The following is a 3,253-nucleotide window of genomic DNA, read 5'->3' as shown; positions in this document are numbered from 1 at the left end:
GTCCGCAAGGCCACCCGGACCTACGCCGCCCGCCACGAGCTGATCGCCGAGGCCCTCGGCGGCGGCCTGGCCGCCTGGCTCGACCCGGTCCCCTCGACGGCGGGGCTGCACGTGTGCGCGCTGCTCAGGCCGGACGCGCCGGGCGACGTCCGCTCGGTGCTGGCCAGGGCCGGCGAGCTGGGTGTCGCCGCCGAGGACCTGTCGGCCTACTGCGACGACACCCGGCTACCCGGGATCGTGCTCGGCTACGGCTCCGTCCCGACCGAACGCGTCGCGACGGGCCTCCGCCTCCTCACCCGCTCGTTCCGGGACGTCATGGGCCGCGGCGGCACAGCACGCCCGTCCGACGCGGCACGCCCGTGAGGCGAGGCACGGCCGTGAGGTACGGGGTGCTCACCCGGGGTGCGGTGAGCCGGAGCTACTCGGTCGCCGTCTCCGTCCCGTCCTCCGGCGTGCCGGGGGCGGTGAGGTCGTACTTCGGGTCCTCGAAGCGGAACGTGTGGCCGCCGGGCGGCAGGTGGCCGATCTCCCACCAGTTGCGGTCGAGGTCCTGCAGGTAGAACGCGTAGGTGCCGTGCTGGTCGACCGGCCTGGTCAGCTTCCGGATGCCGTACTCCTCCCGGACGGCCGAGAGCTTGGCGTGCGCCTCGTCCACCTCTTCGCGGCTGCTCACGTCGAGTCCGTTGTGCCCGAGCAGCGGCATCTCGTGCTGCTCGGCCTTCGGCGTCTCCACGGCCACGTACACGTGGTCGCTCCCGAGCCGCACCAGCAGCCCGATCGGCGCGTGCTGGATCACCTCCAGCCCGAGGACCTCCTCGTAGAACCGCCGTGAAGCCTGGAGGTTCACCACCTCCAGCGTCCCGTGCGACAGGAACCGCGTCTTCAGCAGCGGTTCCTTCTCCGACCGCCGCGTGATCCCGGCCATGAAACTCCCTCACCAAAAGTCATCGCCCCGAAGAAAGCCGTCCCCGGGCCGAAGTCTGTCACCTGCCGGACCGGCGCGGACACCCTTCCAACCAGCTGGTTGGCCGAATTCGCCCGAGGATGAGAGCAATGAAGGCGTTGCGGCGGTTCGCGCGCACAACGCGTGCTCCACCGGTTACATGCTGGTCAAGCCAGGGGCCCCGCAGGACCGTGGCAGGGCAGGGGGAGTCAATCGGGACGGGCGGACGCGACATCGTCGATTCGTTCTCGACGCGGTGGCGGCACCTCGAAAGCGCCTTTCGCCGACGCGGTAAAGCCATTCCGATGGCCTGTCCGGTAATGGACGACACATGCCGTGCGGCCCGGCCTTGTGGCGGACGGCGTCACGCCCGGGCCGCAGCGGCAGGACGTCGACGCGAGCGCGGGGCCGGGTGTCCGGGGGGAGGGAAGCGGAAACGCAGGCCAGACATCGTCTGACCTGCGTTCTCGATGGTGGGCGATACTGGGATTGAACCAGTGACCTCTACCGTGTCAAGGTAGCGCTCTCCCACTGAGCTAATCGCCCGGAACGTCCACCTGGGAGGGTGGGCCGGAGAGCGGAAGACGGGATTTGAACCCGCGACCCTCACCTTGGCAAGGTGATGCTCTACCCCTGAGCCACTTCCGCATGTGCTGCTCGGCGCCTCCCTTTCGGGCCGGCCCCTCGCGGCGACAAGGAAAACTTTAGCGTGGATTCCGAGTGGATGTGACATCGAGGCCGGGCTGGTCAGCGGCGCCGACCGGCGGGGACGGGCGGCGGAGGGCGGGGTCAGCGGCGCTTCGCGCCGAAGCCGTGGCGGGCGGCGTAGGCGGCCAGCTCGTGCCAGTCGTCGCCGGTGTGGGGGTGTGGGTCGAGGCAGCCGAGGGTGACCGGCCGGGGGACCGTGTAGCGCGGGGCGGTCAGGTTCGGCTTGGACTGGAAGTCCAGCACCTCGGCGATGTTGCGGGCGGCGGCGTCCCGGACCGACAGCGGTTGCAGGCCCCAGCGCCACTCGACGGCCTTGAGGACCGAGGTGTGGTCGTAGACCTCGTGGGCGATCGAGCGGCGCCGGGCGCGTGGGGAGATCAGCAGGCACGGGACGCGGAAGCCGCGCAGGCCGGTGCCGAGGTCGGGGCGCGGGTCGGGGCCGGCCGGCGGCGGGACGTGGTCGAAGAAGCCGCCCCACTCGTCGTAGTTGATCACCAGCAGGGTGCGCGGCCAGTTCGGGGACGTGGTGACGGCCGTGTAGACCCGGTTGAGGAAGCTCTGGCCGAGGCGGATGTCGGCCAGCGGGTGCTCGTCCTCGGACATTCCGGGCAGCGCCTCGCCGAGGAACCCGGGCTCGACGAAGCTGACGGCGGGCAGCCGCCCGGCCCTGGCGTCGGCGTAGAACTCGGCGATGTTCCGGCTGACGTCCAGGTGCTTCAGGCCCCAGAGCGCGGTGAACGGCACGTCGCTGAAGTAGTACCGGCAGGGGATCCTCTTCGCCTTGAGGCGGTCCCAGATGGTGGTGAGCTCGGAGATCGTGAACGTGTTGGACGTCCGGTCGGTCTGCGCGGCGTGCTGGAAGATCCGGTTCGGGAAGGTGGACGACATGATCGCCGGGAAGTACCGGTCGCAGACCGTCCAGTCGCGTCCGGCGCGGCCGTGGAAGCCCAGGTCGGGGCCCTTGAAGTAGCCGATGGAGAACACGTCGTTGTCTCCGGCGCGCAGCCAGCCGTCGCACTTGCCCTCGTTGTACTCGACGCGTCCGCCGCCGTAGGAGTGGTCGGGGTCGTTGAACCCGCACCCCCACGGGACGGTCAGGTGGTGCGTGGAGTGCTCGGCGCCCGCGGCGTCGGTGAAGGTCAGGCCCTCCTGCTTGCCGTCCGCGCCGGGCAGCCATCCCATGTAGTGGTCGAAGGACCGGTTCTCCATCATCACGACGACGATGTGGTCGATGCCCGAACCGGACGGTTCCGGCAGCGCCGACACGGGCGCGCGGGTGGACGCCGCCGCTTCGGCCTCGGTCCCGCCCGCCGCGAGGACGGCCGCGGCGCCCGCCGTTCCCGCGAGAAAACCGCGCCGTGTCAGGTCGTCGATGCCCATGGGACTCCCTCCGCTCACCGAACCGCGTGAGGAGTATCACCGCGCTTGGGAAGGCATGGGAAGAAAGCGACTCGGACGCCGGGGGACAAAAATATGAAAAGCCCTCACCCGAATTGTTCTGGGATGCTTTGTCACACTGGGGGAGTGGGAGAGAAGGACACGGCCGCCGAGGCGGCGTCGCGGGTCCGCGCCGTCCGGGACGGGCCGCCGGTCGGCCGCCTG

General features: G+C 70.4%; 2 protein-coding genes, 2 tRNA genes and 1 pseudogene. 1 reads left to right on the top strand and 4 read right to left on the bottom strand.

All coding sequences use genetic code 11. The annotated features are described in order from the left end of the window. Positions 1-363: pseudogene (locus AB0J52_RS33435) on the top strand (hypothetical protein); the annotation flags it as partial. 55 nt (positions 364-418) lie between these two features. On the opposite strand, the gene AB0J52_RS33430 reads toward AB0J52_RS33435, so the two are convergent. From AB0J52_RS33430 to AB0J52_RS33415, 4 genes are all read right to left on the bottom strand, one after another. Continuing rightward, positions 419-925 carry a VOC family protein gene (locus tag AB0J52_RS33430; protein WP_500186862.1) on the bottom strand — a complete coding sequence of 169 codons (507 nt, stop codon included), beginning with the start codon at positions 923-925 and terminating at the stop codon, positions 419-421. 489 nt (positions 926-1,414) lie between these two features. Next, positions 1,415-1,489 (bottom strand) — tRNA-Val (locus AB0J52_RS33425). A gap of 30 nt (positions 1,490-1,519) precedes the next feature. Continuing rightward, positions 1,520-1,591 (bottom strand) — tRNA-Gly (locus AB0J52_RS33420). A gap of 141 nt (positions 1,592-1,732) precedes the next feature. Further along, on the bottom strand, positions 1,733-3,031 hold the full coding sequence (locus AB0J52_RS33415; RefSeq protein WP_500186861.1) for an alkaline phosphatase family protein: 1,299 nt from the start codon (positions 3,029-3,031) through the stop codon (positions 1,733-1,735). Between the last annotated feature and the right edge of the window lie 222 nt (positions 3,032-3,253).

Origin of the sequence: Spirillospora sp. NPDC049652, assembly GCF_040675125.1 — a bacterium.
Lineage (GTDB): Bacteria > Actinomycetota > Actinomycetes > Streptosporangiales > Streptosporangiaceae > Spirillospora.
The sequence above is the reverse complement of the archived record's forward strand: the minus strand, read 5'-3'. Positions and strand labels throughout refer to the sequence as shown.

Bases quoted from the DNA above. Each gene is read 5' to 3' on its own strand.
- AB0J52_RS33430 (WP_500186862.1), bottom strand. From the start codon at position 925: ATGGCCGGGATCACGCGGCGGTCGGAGAAGGAACCGCTGCTGAAGACG.
- AB0J52_RS33415 (WP_500186861.1), bottom strand. From the start codon at position 3,031: ATGGGCATCGACGACCTGACACGGCGCGGTTTTCTCGCGGGAACGGCG.